This window comes from Marinifilum fragile (assembly GCF_963677365.1).
Taxonomy (GTDB): domain Bacteria; phylum Bacteroidota; class Bacteroidia; order Bacteroidales; family Marinifilaceae; genus Marinifilum; species Marinifilum fragile.
The window spans coordinates 1,975,628-1,995,602 of record NZ_OY781962.1; the positions used below are offsets into that span (position 1 = coordinate 1,975,628).

Here is a 19,975-nt window from a genome sequence, read left to right on the forward strand (position 1 = left end):
ACCTCTATTAAAATCAATTAAATTTAGCCGTATTAACATATACCCAAAAACAAAATGATTAAATTAAATACGACAACAGAAATTAGACAATTGAAAAAAATACACAGCATTGCTGGTATTGGTTATTGGGTATACAATTATTCAACTAAAGATTTTTGGTGGTCTGAAGTGACTTACAAAATTCTGGGCTATCAAACTGGAAATGTAATCCCTACAAGAGAAATTCTAAAAAAACACATTCATTCCGAAGATCTTGTTTTTTTTGAAGAATCTTTAAAACAAATGCAATTACAGCCAATGGAAATAGAATTTCGTTTCTATAAAAATGGTGAATTAAGATTAGGGAAAATTACAGGAGAAGTATACAGAGATGAAGATATTGTGGAAGAAGTTCTTTTCCAAGATATCACTGATATCAAAATAAAAGAGTTTGAAATTGCCAAAGCATGGAACAAAGCTCTTGAAGCAGAAAACCTAAAGAATGCTTTCTTGGCCAATATGAGTCATGAATTAAGAACTCCACTTAACTCAATCATAGGCTTTTCTGAACTACTTGAATCTGGAAACATAAAAGAAAATATCCCAAAATTTGCCAGCTCCATTAAAGATTCCGGACTTCAACTTTTAAAGATTATTGAAGATCTTCTTAAAGTATCAATGCTGGAAAGTAGAACTGCTAAACCGGTGAAAAGGAATTTCAAACTTCAAAACATGATGAAGGATGTAAAATCCCTTACAGAAAAGCTTTTAATTAACAACAAGAAGGATTATTTACAATTAAATTTTCCAGATATTGAATCGAACCATGTAATCAAGTCGGATCAAAATAAAATAATTGGAATACTAAGTAACTTGCTGCACAATGCTGTTAAATTTACCGAGAATGGAAGCATAACATGCTCATACCGCTTCCTTAATCAAACCATTGAATTTTCAGTAAACGACACAGGAAAAGGCATTCCAATCAAATATCAATCTGATGTTTTCCAACGATTTAGAAAAGCAGATGAAAATGGCCTAAACTACTTTGGTGGCACAGGTTTGGGTTTATATATTTCCAGATTAGAAATTGAACTTCTGGGAGGAAAAATATGGATTGCATCAGAAGAAAAAATTGGAACAACGGTAAAATTTAGTATTCCTAATGTTATCGATCAAGAATTGATCAACGAAACAGACTCTACTGTCAACCTATACAATTGGGAAAATTACACAGTTGTAATAGCCGAAGATCAATTTACCAATTATAAAATACTGGAAGCCTATCTACAACCAACTAATATTAATATCATTTGGGCAAAAACAGGTAAAGAAGCCATGACTGCAAGTCTTCAAAATCCGGAGGTAAATTTGATATTAATGGATATAAATATGCCTCATATCAATGGACTTGAGGCTACAAAATTGATCAAGAAAAAAAGGCCAGACCTAGCAATTATAGCTCAAACAGCATATGCATTGGATGGAGACAGAGAAAAATCATTAAAGGCTGGTTGTTCTGAACATTTATCAAAACCTTTTAATAAAACAGACCTTCTACTTTCCATGTCCAAATATTTACCTTAAATCCTTTGTTAGCATCAAATTTATAGAACCTTATCTATAATCATAAATTCAACAGGAACTAACAATTGCATTTATGATAATAGTCATGATTAATATTTTTTTCGTTTTTTTCTGTATTTTTTCTTCCAAAAGCATTGGAAAATCAAAAAAATAGTTATAAAATTGGCATACTGAATTTTCAGAATTTAATCCTATTTTAAAAATCTTATAAATATTCCAGTTATGACAAATACAGCAACAATGACTGCTCAGGACTATATGAATAAGGAATCTAAGTTTGGAGCACACAACTATCATCCACTTCCAGTAGTTTTAGAGCGCGGAGAAGGCGTTTATGTTTGGGATACTGACGGAAAGCAATATTTTGATTTCCTATCAGCTTATTCTGCTGTTAATCAAGGACACTGTCACCCAAAAATTATTAATGCATTAGTAGAACAAGCACAAAAACTAACCCTAACCTCACGTGCTTTCTACAGCAATAACTTGGGTAAATACGAAGAATTTGTTACCAACTATTTTGGATACGATAAAGTATTACCAATGAATACTGGTGCTGAAGCTGATGAAACAGCACTTAAATTGGTTCGTCGTTGGGGTTACGATGTGAAAGGTATTCCAGAAAACGAAGCAAAAATTATTGTTTGCGACGGTAACTTCCATGGTCGTACAATTACGATCATTTCTATGTCTACTGATCCGGATTCATACAAAGGATTTGGACCATACACTCCAGGTTTTGTTGTAATTCCTTACAACGACACAGAGGCCTTAGAGAAAGAATTGAAAGATCCTAATGTATGTGCATTCTTGGTTGAACCAATTCAAGGTGAAGCAGGTGTTTACGTTCCAGAAGATGGTTTCTTGAAAAAAGCTTACGATTTGTGTAAAGCAAATAACGTACTTTTTGTTGCAGATGAAGTACAAACTGGTATTGCAAGAACTGGTAAATTATTAGCTGTTGATCACGAAGGTGTTCGTCCAGATGTATTGATTCTTGGTAAAGCAATATCTGGTGGTGTTGTACCAGTATCTGCAGTTTTGGCTGACGATGAAATAATGCTTTGCATTAAGCCAGGTGAGCATGGTTCTACTTTTGGTGGTAATCCTCTTGCTTGTGAAGTTGCAATGGCTGCTCTTAACGTGATTAAAGATGAAAATCTTGCTGAAAATGCTGAAGCAATGGGTAAGATTTTCCGTGAAGAATTGAAAGCCGTTAAATCTGAAATGATTGAATTGGTTCGTGGTAAAGGTCTTCTAAATGCAGTTGTAATTAAACCTAAAGGCGGCAAAACTGCTTGGGATGTTTGTATGCGTTTACGCGACAACGGATTATTGGCTAAGCCAACTCATGGTCACATTATTCGTTTTGCTCCTCCATTGACAATTAACGAAACTCAATTGCGTGAAGCTATTGAAATTATCAAGAAAACAATGGCTGAGTTCGAATAAACAGAACTCCTTAAAATATAATTAAGGGTGACTCCAAATCGGAATCACCCTTTTTCATTTTTAGATCAATCTATTTTGTAATAATAAGTTTTGTTCTAATCACTTTATCAGGATACTGAATGACTAGGATATAGATACCTCCTGAAAGATCCTTCAAGTCGAATTCCAATCGGTCTGCATTAAAACTGCGTTTAATTTCCTTGCTTAGAACAATACTTCCCGATGAGTTGAATATCCTCAACAAGCCATCATCATTTGTCACAGAAAGTTCAACAAAGAACTGCCCTCTGTTAGGATTAGGATATACTACGATTCCCTTATCAGCAATCAAATCATCAACTCCAGTGGTAATAAATACTTGCTGTGATATTTGACTATTGCCACAAGCTTTGTTTGATGCTGTTAATGTGACTACGTAACCAGATCCATTTGCATTATCCAACACGAAAGAATGCGAAGGTTCGAATTCACTACTTATGATTCCATCTCCAAAATCCCATAAAACGGAAGTTACATGTTCGCTCAAATTGGTAAAATGAACCTCATTGCGATCTGTTTCGAAAGTAAAATCAGCTACTGGAGGTTCCATTGGGCTTACCGATACCGTATTTGAATATTGATCTGAAAATCCTTCTTTGGAAACCTTGGCACGATATATTTTATTCTCGACAACCTCAGGAGTTACTAATAATTCTGCATTTTCGCCATCAAGATCTTCATAAGCATCATTTAGCTCATTGTAAACCTGCCACTGAATGCTACCATCAAATCCTGTTAAAATGATATTGGATTTAGATCCATAGCAAACCAGTTCTGGATTGGCACTTGCTTCCCCTGCTCTATTGGTTTTGGGTTCAGGTATTGTGAACATACTTGATATTTTCGAGACAATACCAGGACCTTCAAACTCCAATCTTGCACCTTGTACTTCCATATCACTGCTTGCTGTTAAATCTGTAAATTTTACAAGTCCTTCAACTGATGTCTGAGTTAAATTACCTCCAAGGGTCCAATCTCCTGTATCAGCTTTACGCACTGTAATCATTGTCTCACTATCCGTATCACATATATTTCTATATTGATCTTGCAAATTTAACTGAGGCTGTCTGATTAATGGTTCTCCATTATTTGCAGGTGCTGATGGTTCCTTCTCGATAACCAGATATTTAGATTTACCATGGTGAATTGGTTGCTCAAATCGGGTTGTATCGTATAATCCAGAATATACATACATAGAATCAACTCCGTATTTCTGAAGAACAGAAGTTACCTCTGGATCGAAAGTAATTTGTCCAGGAACAGATATATCATATTTTCCTTCCAAACTTCTAATACCATAGCGAATGTCAAATATCTTTTTGCGCCAAGTTGTATTCTCGATAAATGTAACTGTAAACATTTCATCAACATTAGCATTGGCAGCAGGTGTAATTATCGGTGCCGGCGGCCTTACAATATCAAAGCTATCTGAAACTACATTTGGAAGTCCATCAGAAGTAAATAGTAATCTTGCACCAATCACCTCATCCTCGCTGGTAGCACTTAAGTTTATATATTGCACCACTCCTTCAGATGCTGTAATTGTTTTTATTCCTCCCAAATTCCATAACCCTGAATTATCATTATCCGGATCGGCATATTTATCTACCAAAACTTCAGTACTATTATCTGTTATACAGTTATTTTCATACTGATCTCGCAACTGAATTTTAGGCTGTTGAACCAAAGTATCGCCATTATTTTCAGGACCAATTGGCTGATCAACCATCAACATCTTGGTTGTTACACCATGTCCGATTTTTTGTTCGACTTTAGCATCGGCATAACCATTTGCAATTACAACAATGGTATCAGTTCTTGCAATGTACAAAGTAGAGTCTTTTTCAGGATAGAATGTGATCGATCCAGCTTCAATTAAATAGGATGTATCCACCAAAGTTTCTCCAGCAAAACTTATAGAAGAGATGGAATCTCTCCAGCTTGCATTGTCACTTGCCTGAATTACAAATTCATTGTCAACCGTTGCGTTTTCTGCGGCAATTAGTTCTATGATTGGTACCGGAATTGTAAACAAATCAGATACAATAGAGTCTCCTGCAAAAGAAAATTGCAAGTATGCAGAATCGATGGCTATTTCACTTGTTGCAATCAAATCGTTAAATAAAACTTGTCCATCTATTGCTTGTATATTTAGTGTTCCACCAAGTTCCCAAGCCTTGTTGCCATACTTCTCAACGCTTACTTGTGTAGAATTATCAGTAGTACAATCATTCAAATATTGATCAGCTAATTTCAATTCTGGTTGTTGAACAAGCATTTCACCATTAACATCTGGTCCTATCGGTTGCGTAAGAACTAAAATACTATCGGCAACACCATGTTGAATATTTTGCTGTACAGTATCATGTGCAAAACCTCTGGATTGAACTATGATTTGGAAACTTCCACTTTTCTGTAGAAATTCTGAGACTGATGGAATCAATTCCAATTCACCAGGCTGAGTAAAATTATAACTCTCTGCTACCAACACACTGTCATTAACTGTAACTACATTAATTCTATTTCTCCAAACGGAATCCTCAATAAAGGTAATTTTAAACGGATTATCCACACTTGCATCAACTGCAGCTGTTAATACTGGTGGAGTTGCAACATCTGGAATATCAAATGGATCTGCAGTAACAGCATCAAGTCCTTCTGAACTAAACTGAATGATGGCACCCTCAATTGGCCCTGTTGAATAAGCCGATAAGTCATCATAAGTTACAACTCCATTTTCAGCAGTTTTTTCTATAGTACCTGCCAAATCCCAATCACCATCATCGCTTCTTGATGCTTGTATCATTCTATCATTATCGGAATCACATAAGTTTGAATACTGGTCATAGAACTCTAAAATTGGCTGTTGCTCCAACATATCTCCGTTTAAAGGTGGTGCCAAAGGTTGTTGCGTTATTTGCATACTTGTTGCCACTCCGTGTCCAACAGTCTGTTCTACTGTTGCATCACTAAATCCTAAAGCTTTAACTACTATTTCAAAAGTACCAGCCTTTTGAAGCAATTCCTCTTCTGAAACCCGAAATACAATATTATCAGCATTAATGGTGTAAGCCGAAGTAGGCAACGTTTCTCCTTGATAAGTAATCACTGTAATCTCTGATCTCCAATCATCTTCAAAATCAAAAAAGTCAATTGTAAAATCAGCATCAACCGTTGCATCAAACTGAGCATTTAAATTTGGTGGATTCTTTAATGCTGGAATATCAAACGGATCTGAATCTACCGAAGTAATTCCTTTTCCTGAGAATGTTAAATATGCACCAGTAACAGCATTAGCACTAGATGCCGTTAATTCACGATAATTGATCACTCCATTACTTACCCCTTGCAAAGTATCTCCTCCTAATGTCCAATCATTGGCATCTCCTCGTTTTGCCAGTACCTCATAAGTATTTTCAGAATCACAACTATTTTTATATTGATCTAGTAAAGAAATTTTAGGCTGTAAATCCAATTCTCCACCATTTACCAAAGGAGCCGTTGGTTGTGTTTCTATAATTAACGAATCAGGCACGCCATGTTTAATTTCCTGATCAACAGAAGCATCTTGATATCCTCTTGAATATACAAGCATTTGTTTGCTTGCCGCCTCTTGTAAAGTTGCATCTTGCGAAGGATCGAATACAATTTTACCAGCCTGACTCTTATTATAGGCCGTTTCAGGCAACATGGTGCCACCGTATGAAATTGAATCGATCTTACCTTGCCATTCCGGATTTTCAGCAAAGGTAACATCGAATAAAGAATCTACCGTAGCGGTAGTAGAAGCAATTAATGAAGGTGCAAACAGAGGAGCTGGAATAAAGAATGAATTAGATTCCGCGTTTGTTAGTCCTGTGCCGGAAAATGTAATTGTTGCATCACTAACCATATCGGTACTCCCGGCAGTAAGATCGGTATAAGATGCAACACCGTTTGTTACCATAAGGGAAACTGTTCCTTCAAGAGTCCAACTTCCTCCACTTGCATTTGCTTCTACTGTTGTAGAATTATCATTTGTACAATCATTTTGATATTGATCCTGCAGTTTTATTACAGGCTGAGTTCTTAATAAATCTCCATTATTCTCAGGGCCAAAAGGCTGAGTGGTGATTAGGATATCCGTTGCTACACCATGTCCAATTTCTTGTTGAACAGAATCCAACAGGTAAGAAGTTGATGTAATGTAAATGTATTCATTTGCTACCTGCTGTAAATTAGCCGACTCAGCTGGCTTAAATGTAATTATACCTGCTACACTCGCATCGTAAGCCGCAACTGGGAGAACATTTGTGCCATATCTAATTTCTGTAATATTTGTTCTCCAATCAGCATTGTCAGTAAAAATAATTTCAAAATCATTATCAACCGTTGCATTCGTAGCAGCGGTTAATACTGGTCCCGCATTTAAATCAGGTATGTCAAATGTATTGGAATTAACAGTTGTTAAATCTGTTGCAGAAAAGCTAATAAAAGCTCCTGTTACCGGTCCTGGACTTGATGCAGTAAGGTCCGTATAACTTACTGACCCATTTGCTGTCGTTTTGGTTATGGTTCCCCCAAGAGTCCAATCATTGGCATCTCCTTTGGCTGCAGTAATTTCAATAGAATTTTCACTAGTACAATCATTACCATATTGATCTCTCAAGGTAATTCCTGGCTGTGTAGCCAATTCATCACCATTCTCTGCTGGCGCAGCAGGTTGAAGAGCAATAATCATCTCTGCAGCAGCACCATGCTTTATCGCCTGTGAAACAGTAGCTGTTGCATATCCTTGTGCAAACACCTCAATATCTTTTGTTCCAGCTATCTGAAAATCTGTATCCTTAGCGGGATCAAAAATAATTTTTTCTGCTTGCGTTTTATCATATGCTGATTCTGAAATTAAATTTCCACCATAATGGATAGAATCAATTGACAATTGCCAAGTTGGATTTGCAACAAAAGAAATCTCAAAAACATCATCCACAGTGGCATTTGAAGAAGCCAACAAACTTGGAGAAGCATCCAAAGCAGGAACTGTGAAAGCATCTGAAATCACATCACTCAAAGAAAATGATGAGAAAGTAATAGTCGCATTACTTACCTCATTGTCGCTGCTTGCCGTCAAATCAGTAAAAGTAATTTCACCTACGGTTGCAGTTAATTGCAATGTTCCTCCTATAGTCCATACCCCACCTGAAGCTGCAGCGTTAAGATTTGTTGTATTATCAGATGTGACAACATTTGCATATTGATCATGAATTTGAACGACAGGCTGAGTAGCCAAAGTTGCACCATTTGATCCAGGTCCAACTGGCTGTGTTGAAATAAATAATACACTAGCAATACCATGACCTATTTCCTGCTCAACAGTAGCATTGGCATAACCACTTGCAATAACGGTAATCGTTTTGGTACCTGCTGTTTGTAATATTGTTGATTGAGAAGGTGTAAATGTTATTCTTCCTGCCACATTTGTATTATAAGAAGCACTCGGCAATGTCTCTTCTCCATATTGAATTGAACTAATGCTTCCTCTCCAACTTTCATCTTCGGTAAAACTTATAAAAAATTCATTATCAACCGTTGCTTCATTCGCTGCAGAAAGAGTAGGCGTTGCATTTACAGGAATATCAAAAGTATTGGAATTAACCGAAGCAAAACTGCCAGAAGAAAAAGTAAGGAATGCACCTGTTACTGCTTCATCACTTGTAGCAGTCAGATCGGTGTATGTAAATTCTCCTGAAGCCAATGTTTGATTTGGAGAGCCTCCCAAAGACCAATTTCCACCATCACCTTTTGCAACAGATATTGCAGTGGCATTATCTCCTGTGCAGTTGTTTCCATACTGATCTTTGCTTCCTACTTTTGGTTGTGTGGCCAATAAGCCGCCATTTTGAGTTGGTGCACTTGGCTGTGTTACAATATAAATGGAAGCAGGAGCTCCATGCCCTATTTCTTGTGATAATATTTTGTCGTTAAAACCATCTGAAGAAAAGACAAAATCTGCTGTTCCAGCAGTTTGAAGAACTGAAGATTGAGAAGGATCAAATGTAATCTGATCGCTAACACTTTTGTCATATGCAGCAGCATCAACTGTATTCCCATTATAAGTTATAGATGATATTTTACTTTGCCAGGAATTAGAATCTGTAAAAGTGATTACAAAAGTGTTATCTACTGATGCATTGCTTGCTGCAGTTAAATCAGGAGGTGAATTCAGTCCCAAATCAAAAGTTGTAGAATTAGCTCCTGTAACTCCTGAGGCTGAAAATGAAATAAAGGCCCCAGTTACAACATCAGTACTTGAAGCAGTTAAATCGGTATAACTTAAACTTCCCGAAGATACTGTCCCCGTTACAGTTCCTTGTAAATTCCATGCTGCTGAATCATTCTCGCTTGCGGTAATTGACAAAGAGCCATTATTGGTACAGACATTATCATACTGATCTTGCACTTCAACAACAGGTTGAGTTTGAAATACATCACCATTGTTTGCAGGAGCAACAGGTTGAGTTGTCACAACCAATTTTGTTTCAGCTCCATGACCTATTGTTTGTGACACTGTTGCAGGACTATACCCATCAACAGAAATCACAATATCAGCTGTTTTTGCAGTTTGCAATACAGCATCTGCCGCAGGATCAAAAGTAATTTTGTTGGTTGTTGAATTCACAGTATAAGCAGTTGCAGGTACAGTATTTCCATCAAAAGTTATTGAACTGATATTTGATTCCCAATCTACATTATCCACATACGAGATTTCAAAAACAGCATCTACCGTAGCTCCGGAAGCTGCAGTTAAATTTGGAGGCGTATTTAATCCCAGGTTAAAGTTTGCCGATGTAATACCAGTTAATCCTGTAGAACTAAAGCTAATATTAGCATCAGTTATTTCCTCATTACTACTTGCTGTCAAGCCAGCAAAAGTAAGTGTACCCGAATTCGCACTTTGATCTAAAGTTCCTCCTAACGTCCAATTTCCTGTATCTCCTTTTGTTACAGTAATGTTTCTCGCGCCATCAGTACTGCACAAATTATCATATTGATCTAACACCTCAATAGCAGGTTGTGGATTTAAATCCCCACCATTAGATATTGGAGCTCCTGGCTGAGTAGAAATGGAAAGCTTGTTTGCTGCTCCATGATTAATGGTTTGAGATAAGCTGGCATCATTAAAGCCATCTGAAACAAATACAAAATCAGCAGTTCTTGCGACTTGCAAAGACGTAGACAACGAAGGATTAAAGGTTATCTGTCCTGAAGTGGTTTTATCATACGCTCCAGCATCAACACCATTTCCATTGTAAGTAATACTTGATATTTTTGATTGCCAACCATCAACATCCGTAAATGTTACGGTAAAATTACCATCAACATCTGCATTGCTGGCAGCTGTTAAATCTGAAGGTGTTGAATTCAATCCTAAATTAAAAGTATCCGAATTTGCACCAGTCAAGCCAGCACTACTAAAGCTTAAGTAAGCACCAGTAATTGCCTCATTACTGCTTGCTGTTAAGTTGGTAAATGACAATGATCCAGAACTAACATTTGAAGTTAGATCTCCTCCGAGACTCCAATTTCCAGCATCTCCTTTGGCTACTGAAACATTGGTTGAGTTATCATTGGTACAATCATTACCATATTGATCTTGTAATTTGATGGAAGGTTGAGTAGCCAGTTGTCCTCCATTCACTGTAGGTGCTGCAGGCTGTGTTACCATGATAATTTGTGTAGCTGATCCATGCCCAATGGTCTGTGAAACGGAAGCATCAGCATAAGTATCTGATTTTACCACCAAATTGGCAGTTCCAGCTGTTTGAAGAACTGAATTTCCTCCACCTGGCTTCAGTGTTATGGTATTTGCTGATCCATCAATATCGTAATCAGTTCCTGAACTTAGGACTGTACTATTATAAGATACTTCTGATATGTTGGATTCCCAATCCGAATTGTCATCAAATGAAACCGTAAAGTTGGCATCCACGGTAGCCGAACCGTTAGCAAGTAGCGATGGTGCAGAATTCAGACTTAACGCAAACGAGTTGGATTCAAGGGTAAAACTTCCGCCACCCAAATCAAAAGTAATGCTTGCTGCTGTAACTTCCACGTTACTACTTGCAGTTAAACCTGAGTAGCTTACCACACCACCAGATGCAGTTTGAGGTAAACTTCCACCTAAAGTCCACGTTCCGTTTCCGGTAGCAGAAGCATCTACCTGTGTTGCACCATCAGAATCACAATTGTTATCGTACTGATCTTTCATTTGAAGAGCTGGCTGAGTTGCCAATAATGCTCCATTTGTAGCAGGCGCCGTTGGCTGAGTGGTGATGGTAAATTTTGTTGCCACTCCATGACCAATGGTCTGTGAAACAGTTGCATCAGCATAAGTATCCGATTTTACTACCAAATCGGCAGTTCCCGCTGTTTGAAGAACTGAATTTCCTCCACCTGGCTTCAGTGTTATGGTATTTGCGGATCCATCAATATCGTAATCAGTTCCTGAACTTAGTGTTGTACTGTTATAGGATACTTCTGAGATATTGGATTCCCAGTCCGAATTGTCATCAAAGGATACCGTAAAACTAGCATCAACTGTAGCAGAACCGTTAGCAATTAGCGATGGTGCAGAATTCAGACTTAACACAAACGAGTTGGATTCAAGTGTAAAACTTCCGCCACCCAAATCAAAAGTAATGCTTGCTGCTGTAACTTCCTCGTTACTACTTGCGGTTAAACCTGAGTAGCTTACCACACCACCAGATGCGGTTTGAGGTAAACTTCCACCTAAAGTCCACGTTCCGTTTCCGGTGGCAGATGCATCAACTTGTGTTGCATCATCAGAATCGCAATTGTTATCGTACTGATCTTTCAGTTGAAGAGTTGGCTGGGTTGCCAATAATGCTCCATTTGTAGCAGGCGCCGTTGGCTGAGTGGTGATAGTAAATTTTGTTGCCACTCCATGACCAATGGTCTGTGAAACGGTTGCATCATTATAACCCGTTACATAAATTATCAAATCTGCGGTAACAGGCGTTTGTAATATAGCCTGAAGAGAAGGATCGAAAGTAATTGTATTGGCATCGACATCCACCGTATAAACACCTACTTCATCTAGTTTAACGCTATTGTAAAACATAGAATCAATGCTAATCTCCCAAGTTGCGTCATCACCATATGAAATAACAAATGGATTATCAACGGTTGCATTTGAGTCAGGTGTTAAAACCGGAGGAGTACTTTGAGCGAAAAGAATAACAGTGGAAAATACCCATAGGTATCCCAGGAGTAAATATTTTTTCATAGCATAGGACTTTTGATAACTAACAGCTTGAGTAGACCAAAGCATATACCAAACCTCCTATATTCTTGTTATATTGACACTTGAGTGTTTTTACCCATTTATAGAATTCATCTACGTTTTTGGAGAAAATAGGATGCATTAATCCTGAAAGTATTGAATTCCCTATTTTCTTTTAATATTTCTTAATAAATTCCTTTAATGGAAGAATTATCCGATTGTGGATAAAAAAAGCTGACCTTAAAGGTCAGCTTTCAGTTTTATAATCCAAATGACTTTTCTAACAAGTCTTCTGTATCTTTTTCTTCTATTTCGTCCTCTTCTTGCTTATATTTCTGATGCCGAATTTTAAAATCTCTTGAGTAATTAATCAGGAGAGTTCCTCTATTCTCAAATCCTCCAAATGCTGATATTCTCTTAAAATGATAAGCAGATTGTAGCATCTCCACATCCATTTCATTCATATTTTCTGGGAAATCGGTTCCAAACCTACTTGCTGCCAACGAAAAGAATCTACAAATATCATATGCTCTAAAACTAAAATCACTTGGTTCACTCATAAACCTATTTCTAAATTTACTTACAAAATCATTGATTTTTGCTTCTTTATAATCAACAAAATAAGGACTGAGTAATGAAAAATTTAAATTGTAAAAATAGTCAGCCTCAAGACTTGTATACCTTTGCCATTTTGAGAATCCTACCAAACGTATCGCATATCTTTGACTCAACACATTTAAGTTGGTAATGATATTCTCTACCCATGGTTGATCATTCGAAGGTAAAACCACAATATTTTCACAAGAATCGCACAGGGTAGCCTCTAAACCATATCGACCATATTCATCAAATGAAATTTTCTTATAAGATACTTCATCGGTTTTCCAATACAATCCTTTTTCGAACAGTTGATGTTCAATATCCTTGATCACCTTTGCTTCATTTAAATGCTTATATCTTTGGGGATGTACAACAACAATATTCTTGTACTCAAAATCCTCGCTAACATAATTTGAAATTTGACGACATATTGAATTCAATGAAGTATTTAATTGTATCACAAAAGGATTCGAATTGATTTGAGGATTTTTTGCAGACAAAGGAGAAATGATAGGTATTTTCTTTACTCTTGCAAAATCAGCAGCTATTTCAAATGTATTTGGATACACAGGACCAATCCAATAATCAAAATCAATAAATTGAATTTGCGATAAAGTTCTTTTTAATTTTTCAGGATCGCGTTCCGTATCGAAAACATGCAAATCCACGGACAAACCTTCCTTCTGCAAAGAATCTACAGCCAGTAACACTCCTTGATAGAAACGAATAAACTCTTGGGAATTGCGATAGATAACGCGAGGTTCTCTTTCCGTAACAATTTCTATGGTATCTTTATAAGTTATAATCTGGTTTATTGTATCATTGGCTTCAAGGTACAATGGCAAAAACAAACCAACACTTACTTTTGTTTTGGAAATTTCCTGTTTCACCTTCTCAACCTGCATGGTATCCAGAACAACCAACTCCTCTTTAATTGTATCCTTAGGTGTTTTTTTCACCTCAAAATATTCAGGTGGAACCAAATAACGTGGAATTCTTACCCAATCACCAGGTTGTAAAATTTTGCTCTTTACTTGTGGATTCAATTTTCGAAGTTTTTTTTGCTTCATCTTAAACTCGTTAGCAATAGAAAACTGCGTATCCCCTGGTTTAATAACGTAATAGTAATATTTTTTATCGTGCTGTGGAATGCTTGATTCCTTAACTTCTCTTTGTTGTTGATTTTTGGGGATTTTTACCACAGAATTCAACGGTAAAGACTGCTTACTTCCTGGATTTTCATCCTCAATGGAAGACATTGACACATGATACTCTTTCGAAAGAGAATAAACCGTATCATCTTTCTTTACAACATGATAGATATATCTATCATCCTCTTTCTTAACAATAATAGGTATAATAGCCTTTTTTCCCTCAATAAAAGGTATTCGCAGCACTTCATTAATACTTACTGTTGCCTGACTTTTGCCATTAACTTCCATAAGCTCACTAAGCGCGACACCATAAGCTTTAGAAATAGAAAATAAAGTTTGTTTTTCTTTTACAATATGCAAAAGATAAGTTTTACCACCAACAACTACCTTATTTTTAGATATTTCAACAGTAGTATTCTGTGAATAGGTAAAATTAATAGTCCCCAAAAAAAGACCAATCAAGAAAAAGATGCGAAGAAAACAATTCATTAAATATTTGTTTTTCAAACGTTTATAGTTCATTCAAATTGCAAACAAAAATACTAAAGTATGCTTTGAAAACAAAATATATACAAGAATTGCGCCACAGAAAAAATAAAATCGAAGTTGAATACACCAACTCCGATTATAAATTTAAAACATAAAGTGACTGTAAATTAGTTTTCTACAAGAACAAATTCATCATATTCAATCTCAAACTTCAATTTTTGTCGCGCTTCCTCATTTGCCAATGCTAAAAATGTTTCTCTACATTCTTTATTTACCGCAACCTCTGACATCTCCAAATAGAATTTGAACTTATCTTTTTCCTTTTTCATAGCAAGAATCAATGCCTCCTGATATGATAGATCGTTTTTTTTACAATCAATATCCTCTAGCGATCCTGCAATTTTCATATCCTGCACTTCATCCACATCGAACTCCACCTTAAGATCCTTCATTTTTTCAAGTCTTAACATTCTTGCGGTTTTTTCAAGTGCAATATTCATAAACAATTGCCTTACATTCTTCCTATCCATTCGCTCAGCCAAATCCGAGTAAAACTCAATTTCGTTCATTTCACTATCAATCGCATAATCGATTATTTCCTCAAAAGTTCTAAAAATCTTCATCTAACCTACTATTTTGATGTTTACACCCCTATTAATTCAACCAATCACTTTATTTTTTTTTAAAAAGTATTAAATCAATAAGTTACGAAATAATTGTTTCGATGTCAAAAAGATTGTTTGCTTTTAAGATGCAATAATCCTAAGATATATAATTCCACTCTTATCCCTCGGCTAAAAAATCTATATGTTGCCCGTAATATGACTAACTTCTGATCCTGATATTAAAGGAAAGGTAATGGAAGTAATGGTTGACGATGTGATTACAAATCAGCATAAAAACTAAAGCTGATTAAGAAACAAACTTGAATTTTCCTTTTCGAATAAAACCAATCCTGAAGTATACAATAAAAAAGCCGTAGCTATTGCTACGGCTTTCTTCTATATCTTATCAAATTCTAGTTCTCAGTAAGAATATTGTTGTCATACTCAACCTCGAAACGTAGCTTATGCTTTGCCTCTTCTTGAGCTAACATTAAAAACATATCGCGTGAAGCAGAATCTGAAGCAGCAGCAGCCAAATCATTGTATAATTTGAAAGCAGCTTTCTCCTTTTTCATTGCAATGGTTAAAGCTTCCTGGTAGGTAATGTTTGTCTTTTCAGTATCAACATCTACCAAGTAATCACCAATTTTTAAATCAGCAACTTTCTCCTCAGAAACTTTGTACTCTTTACCATTTTTAATGGCTTCCAATTTAGCTCTATGTCCGATTTCTTCCAAAGCATATTGTTCGAAAGTATCTTTCATTTCCTGATGTTCCATTTTTTCTGCAAGTGCAGTATAAAAATCAGCTGCCATTTGTTCTTCGTTAATGGCAAAATCTAAAATATCCTCAAGTGAATTAAATTCTTTCATAATGATCTATTCTTTATTGTTCCACTTTTTTAGACAAATATTTCTCTTTTAAATAAGTATCCATATTGGCAGCAGCCTTACGACCATCACCCATAGCAAGAATTACAGTAGCTCCACCACGAACAATATCACCACCTGCAAACACTTCTGGAATTGACGATTGCATTTTATCCTTAACCACCTCAATAGTTCCCCATTTAGAAACTTCCAATCCTTCAACAGAGTTTGGAATCAATGGGTTTGGAGATACACCAACAGCCACAACCACAACAGTTGCATCAATAGTATATTCTGAACCTTCCATTGGAATAGGTCTTCTACGTCCTGAAGCATCAGGCTCTCCCAATTCCATTTTCTGAACTTTAACTTGTTTTACACGACCGTTTTCGTCAGCAATGTATTCAATAGGGTTTGTAAGCGTTAAGAACTCAACACCTTCTTGTTTTGCATGGTGAACCTCTTCAACACGCGCTGGCATTTCTTCTTCAGAACGACGGTAAACAATCATGGCATTTTCTGCACCCAAACGTTTTGCAGTACGAACCGAGTCCATTGCAGTGTTACCACCACCCACTACAACTACGTTTTTACCACGAAGTACAGGAGTATCTGAATCTTCAGAATCAGCACCCATCAAGTTTACACGAGTAAGATATTCGTTTGATGATAGGATACCATTTGCATTTTCACCCGGAATATTCATGAATCTTGGCAAACCTGCTCCTGATCCAACATAAAATGCTTTGAAACCTTCCGCTTTTAAATCTTCAAGAGTAGCTGTTTGTCCAACAATGTAGTTGGTGATAAACTTAACCCCCATATTACGCAAGTTGTCAATTTCAACATCAACAACTGCATTTGGCAAACGGAATTCAGGAATACCATATTTTAATACACCACCGATTTCGTGCAATGCTTCAAATACAGTTACATCATATCCCAATTTTGCCATATCGCCAGCAAATGACAATCCTGATGGACCTGAACCAATAACAGCTACTTTAATGCCATTTGATTCTGCACATTCAGGCACGGCAATTACACCAGATTCTCTCTCCCAGTCAGCAGCAAAACGTTCCAAATAACCAATAGCTACCGATGGTTGGTTCAATTTCTCTACATAGAAACACTTTTGCTCGCACTGAACTTCCTGTGGACAAACACGACCACAAACTGCAGGCAATGCACTAGTTTCTTTTAATACAGAAGCAGCTTTTCCAAACTCACCTCTTTCAATATTTTTAATGAACTTAGGAATATTAATGCTTACCGGACATCCTTCCATACAAGTAGGATTCACACAGTCCATACAACGCATAGCTTCTTGAACTGCCTGTTCCGCACTTAGTCCTTTATTTACTTCAATTCTTTGTGATTTAATACGCTCGTTAGGATCTTGCTCTGACATTTTGACCCTTTCAATAGCCATACGATCTTTGGCTTTTGTTTTCTTTTGGAGTTCAACTCTCCACTCTTTTTTGCGCTCGTTTTTTATATACTCTTCAGACCTTTCCATTGTCCTGTTTTTGTTGTTGTTATTTGATTATTCCTGAAAATGATCCATTTTATCCTGCTCTTCAGTCTTGTATCCACCAAGTCTCGACATCATTTCATCAAAATCGATTTTATGAGCATCGAATTCAGGTCCATCTACACAAGTAAATTTAGTTTTACCATCAACAGTAACACGACATGCACCGCACATTCCAGTACCATCAACCATAATACTATTCAAACTTGCCATAGTTGGAATTTCATACTTTTTGGTAAGAAGCGAACAGAATTTCATCATAATAGCTGGACCAATGGTAATACACTCGTTAATTTTTTCACGTTGTATTACTTCTTCCATACCTTCTGTAATCAAACCTTTGTTTCCGTATGATCCGTCATCAGTCATGATGATCACCTCATCGGAATGTTTGCGCATCTCATCTTCTAAAATCAGAAGATCTTTATTTCGCGCAGCAAGAACAGTTATTACCTTATTTCCCGCTTTCTTATATCCTTCTACAATTGGTAATAGTGGAGCAACTCCTACACCACCACCGCAGCAAAGCACAGTGCCTACATTGTGAATCTCGGTTGGTTTACCAAGTGGACCAACTAAATCTGTAACGTAGTCACCTACTTCAAGAGCACATAACTTTTTAGAAGAAACACCCATTTTTTGTACAATCATGGTAATGGTTCCTTTCTTAACATCTGCACCTGCAATGGTCAGAGGAATTCGTTCTCCTTTTTCGCCAACTCTTACAATAACAAAATTACCTGGTTTGCGTGCTTTAGCAATTAAAGGAGCTTCAACTACAAGTTTTACTACTTTTTCTGAAAAATCTTCTTTTTCAACGATCTTGTTCATTACGTTTTTTAATAAATGAATGAAAAAACAAAACAAAAACTGATTTATTAATAAATGGAACTCGCTTATTCGCAATCGTTTCCAACATTAATAATCAGTACTTATTTCTATTCCAAATGTAAAAAGAAGTGGCATACCTACCTAAACTAAAAAAGTATTTTTAAACAGTTTTTTACTTTAGGATAAATGTAATTAAACCCTTAGATTCTCAGCCTTTTCATTTATCACCTCTTCCTGCATTTAATCAATTTGTAAAATATAGCATTACAACTACTTATGCAAAAAATACGGAAGTAATTCCATTCCTTATCTCCAATCAAGAATAAGTCGAGATTAGAAAACGAAAAAAAATCTTCTTTATCACTTTTTTTATGAAAAGATTTTTAATCAAAAAGTTTATTTGCTTTAATCTGAAAAAGAAGAATAAAATGAATGCACTTATAAGAAATGTTTGTTTGAAAATGTGCTATCCTTTTCATTATTGAAATGAGAAACTTCTTTTTAGATTAATGTGCTAAATCTATATGGTCCAAAATTTGCAATCTGCATTAGATGGGCTCTGAAATTCCAATTGGTATAATCATGATTATACCTGAAAGTAAAAAGTGTGTTCGCTGTGCAAGCAGGTAATTATTCCCTAACTTTAATAGTGATAACATCTTTCATCTAACTCAAACTTTTTAAAAATGTGTGACAGTTGCTATTTTTCCGGAATTGGAATGAACATCATGATCGTTTTCTCGATTTTGATTTTCCTTTTGCCATTGATCGCTTTAATAGATATTGTTAGAAATGAATTTACAAACTCGAACAAACTAATCTGGGTTCTGGTAGTATTGCTATTCCCATTTTTTGGTCCAATTCTTTATTTTATATTTGGACTGAAACAAAAGATTAGAAAATAAAGCATGATTACCTCAGTTCTATTTAATATTTGGCTACTACTTAAAATAGTAGCCATTCTTCTGCCAATTGTTGCAATAGTAGATATTCTCAAAAGAAAATTATTGGGAATCGACAAGTTGATTTGGATTCTACTGGTAATCTTCCTTCCAATTATTGGCTCCATTATCTATTTTTACGACCGTATAAAACATCGAAAAAGAAAATAGGTATCTTTGCAGTTAGCAGTTATAAAGTTCGGAGATGAATGAAACTCCCGCAAGCTTTATACTTATTACTTTAAACTTTATCCTTTTTTGTTATGGCTAAAAAGAAAAAAAATATCGTGTATTCCACGAATCCTGATTATGAGTATGAATATGAAGAAAATTTTGTAGAGGAAACGCTTCCTCCTAATCAGCAAAAATTAAAGGTAATGCTTGACAAAAAGCAACGCAAAGGAAAAGCGGTTACTTTAGTCGAAGGTTTTGTGGGAGATCCTGATGATCTAAAAGAATTGGGAAAAATGCTAAAATCGAAATGTGGTGTTGGTGGCTCCGTTAAGGATGGAGAAATTTTGATTCAAGGTGATCACCGAGATAAGATTATGGATATCCTAAAATCAGAAGGTTACCAGGCAAAGCGTGTTGGTGGATGATTTCAATGATTGT

Annotated in this window: 11 protein-coding genes; 5 read left to right on the top strand and 6 right to left on the bottom strand. The window is 36.0% G+C overall.

The features are described from left to right. Positions 1-90: 90 nt before the first annotated feature. Together ACKPCA_RS07860 and rocD are read left to right on the top strand one after the other, a co-directional pair. The gene (locus tag ACKPCA_RS07860; protein ID WP_321282315.1) at positions 91-1,566 is read left to right on the top strand and encodes a hybrid sensor histidine kinase/response regulator; all 1,476 of its coding nucleotides are present in this window, start codon (positions 91-93) and stop codon (positions 1,564-1,566) included. Between the two features lie 222 nt (positions 1,567-1,788). Then, entirely contained in the window at positions 1,789-3,018 is a 1,230-nt protein-coding gene (rocD, locus tag ACKPCA_RS07865) for an ornithine--oxo-acid transaminase (protein ID WP_321282316.1), read from the top strand. A 70-nt stretch (positions 3,019-3,088) separates the two neighbouring features. On the opposite strand, the gene ACKPCA_RS07870 is transcribed toward rocD, so the two are convergent. The 6 genes from ACKPCA_RS07870 to ACKPCA_RS07895 form a co-directional block, all read right to left on the bottom strand. Further along, positions 3,089-12,343 (bottom strand): hemoblobin-interacting domain-containing protein, encoded by a 9,255-nt coding sequence (locus tag ACKPCA_RS07870; RefSeq protein WP_321282317.1) that lies wholly within the window; start codon positions 12,341-12,343, stop codon positions 3,089-3,091. A 257-nt stretch (positions 12,344-12,600) separates the two neighbouring features. Continuing rightward, positions 12,601-14,583: a LysM peptidoglycan-binding domain-containing protein gene (locus ACKPCA_RS07875; protein ID WP_321282318.1), complete on the bottom strand. Its 1,983-nt coding sequence runs from the start codon at positions 14,581-14,583 to the stop codon at positions 12,601-12,603. A gap of 167 nt (positions 14,584-14,750) precedes the next feature. After that, positions 14,751-15,206, bottom strand: coding sequence for a ferritin family protein (locus tag ACKPCA_RS07880; protein ID WP_054722282.1), 456 nt, complete (start codon positions 15,204-15,206; stop codon positions 14,751-14,753). Between the two features lie 395 nt (positions 15,207-15,601). After that, on the bottom strand, positions 15,602-16,060 hold the full coding sequence (locus ACKPCA_RS07885) for a ferritin family protein (protein ID WP_054722284.1): 459 nt from the start codon (positions 16,058-16,060) through the stop codon (positions 15,602-15,604). A gap of 13 nt (positions 16,061-16,073) precedes the next feature. Further along, positions 16,074-17,576 carry an NADPH-dependent glutamate synthase gene (gene gltA / locus ACKPCA_RS07890; RefSeq protein ID WP_321282319.1) on the bottom strand — a complete coding sequence of 501 codons (1,503 nt, stop codon included), beginning with the start codon at positions 17,574-17,576 and terminating at the stop codon, positions 16,074-16,076. A 27-nt stretch (positions 17,577-17,603) separates the two neighbouring features. Then, complete coding sequence (locus tag ACKPCA_RS07895) at positions 17,604-18,422, bottom strand: sulfide/dihydroorotate dehydrogenase-like FAD/NAD-binding protein (RefSeq protein WP_321282320.1); 819 nt, start codon at positions 18,420-18,422, stop codon at positions 17,604-17,606. A 728-nt stretch (positions 18,423-19,150) separates the two neighbouring features. Here ACKPCA_RS07895 and ACKPCA_RS07900 point away from each other — a divergent pair. From ACKPCA_RS07900 to ACKPCA_RS07910, 3 genes are all read left to right on the top strand, one after another. Then, complete coding sequence (locus ACKPCA_RS07900; protein WP_373280245.1) at positions 19,151-19,327, top strand: PLDc N-terminal domain-containing protein; 177 nt, start codon at positions 19,151-19,153, stop codon at positions 19,325-19,327. Between the two features lie 3 nt (positions 19,328-19,330). Continuing rightward, on the top strand, positions 19,331-19,534 hold the full coding sequence (locus ACKPCA_RS07905) for a PLDc N-terminal domain-containing protein (protein WP_054722292.1): 204 nt from the start codon (positions 19,331-19,333) through the stop codon (positions 19,532-19,534). A gap of 92 nt (positions 19,535-19,626) precedes the next feature. Continuing rightward, a complete protein-coding gene (locus ACKPCA_RS07910) occupies positions 19,627-19,962 on the top strand; it encodes a translation initiation factor (RefSeq protein ID WP_054722294.1) in 336 nt (111 codons plus the stop codon). Positions 19,963-19,975: the final 13 nt, after the last annotated feature.